Source organism: Streptomyces sp. NPDC085900, from assembly GCF_044540925.1.
GTDB lineage: Bacteria > Actinomycetota > Actinomycetes > Streptomycetales > Streptomycetaceae > Streptomyces > Streptomyces gilvifuscus.
Genome location: NZ_JBITSP010000033.1, coordinates 1 through 1,414, shown reverse-complemented (window position 1 = coordinate 1,414; position 1,414 = coordinate 1). Strand labels below are relative to the sequence as shown.

At 56.3% G+C, this 1,414-nt stretch carries 1 rRNA gene; it reads right to left on the bottom strand.

From position 1 onward, the window contains the following. Positions 1 to 22: 22 nt before the first annotated feature. Positions 23 to 1,414: ribosomal RNA gene (locus ACIGDI_RS43400) — 23S ribosomal RNA — on the bottom strand; the annotation flags it as partial.

Sequence of the window (1,414 nt, the reverse complement as noted above, 5' to 3'; positions counted from 1 at the left end):
AACACAGTGGACGCGAGCAACTGAGGACAAGCCCTCGGCCTATTAGTACCGGTCACCTCCACACGTTACCGTGCTTCCAGATCCGGCCTATCAACCCAGTCGTCTACTGGGAGCCTTACCCCATCAAGTGGGTGGGAGTCCTCATCTCGAAGCAGGCTTCCCGCTTAGATGCTTTCAGCGGTTATCCCTCCCGAACGTAGCCAACCAGCCATGCCCTTGGCAGGACAACTGGCACACCAGAGGTTCGTCCGTCCCGGTCCTCTCGTACTAGGGACAGCCCTTCTCAAGACTCCTACGCGCACAGCGGATAGGGACCGAACTGTCTCACGACGTTCTAAACCCAGCTCGCGTACCGCTTTAATGGGCGAACAGCCCAACCCTTGGGACCGACTCCAGCCCCAGGATGCGACGAGCCGACATCGAGGTGCCAAACCATCCCGTCGATATGGACTCTTGGGGAAGATCAGCCTGTTATCCCCGGGGTACCTTTTATCCGTTGAGCGACGGCGCTTCCACAAGCCACCGCCGGATCACTAGTCCCGACTTTCGTCCCTGCTCGACCCGTCGGTCTCACAGTCAAGCTCCCTTGTGCACTTACACTCAACACCTGATTGCCAACCAGGCTGAGGGAACCTTTGGGCGCCTCCGTTACTCTTTAGGAGGCAACCGCCCCAGTTAAACTACCCATCAGACACTGTCCCTGATCCGGATCACGGACCCAGGTTAGACATCCAGCACGACCAGACTGGTATTTCAACGACGACTCCACAACCACTGGCGTGGCTGCTTCAAAGTCTCCCAGCTATCCTACACAAGCCGAACCGAACACCAATATCAAACTGTAGTAAAGGTCCCGGGGTCTTTCCGTCCTGCTGCGCGAAACGAGCATCTTTACTCGTAGTGCAATTTCACCGGGCCTATGGTTGAGACAGTCGAGAAGTCGTTACGCCATTCGTGCAGGTCGGAACTTACCCGACAAGGAATTTCGCTACCTTAGGATGGTTATAGTTACCACCGCCGTTTACTGGCGCTTAAGTTCTCAGCTTCGCCACACCGAAATGTGACTAACCGGTCCCCTTAACGTTCCAGCACCGGGCAGGCGTCAGTCCGTATACATCGCCTTACGGCTTCGCACGGACCTGTGTTTTTAGTAAACAGTCGCTTCTCGCTGGTCTCTGCGGCCACCCCCAGCTCGGAGAGCAAGTCTCCTCACCAGTGATGGCCCCCCTTCTCCCGAAGTTACGGGGGCATTTTGCCGAGTTCCTTAACCATAGTTCACCCGAACGCCTCGGTATTCTCTACCTGACCACCTGAGTCGGTTTAGGGTACGGGCCGCCATGAAACTCGCTAGAGGCTTTTCTCGACAGCATAGGATCATCCACTTCACCACAATCGGCTCGGCATCAGGTCTCAG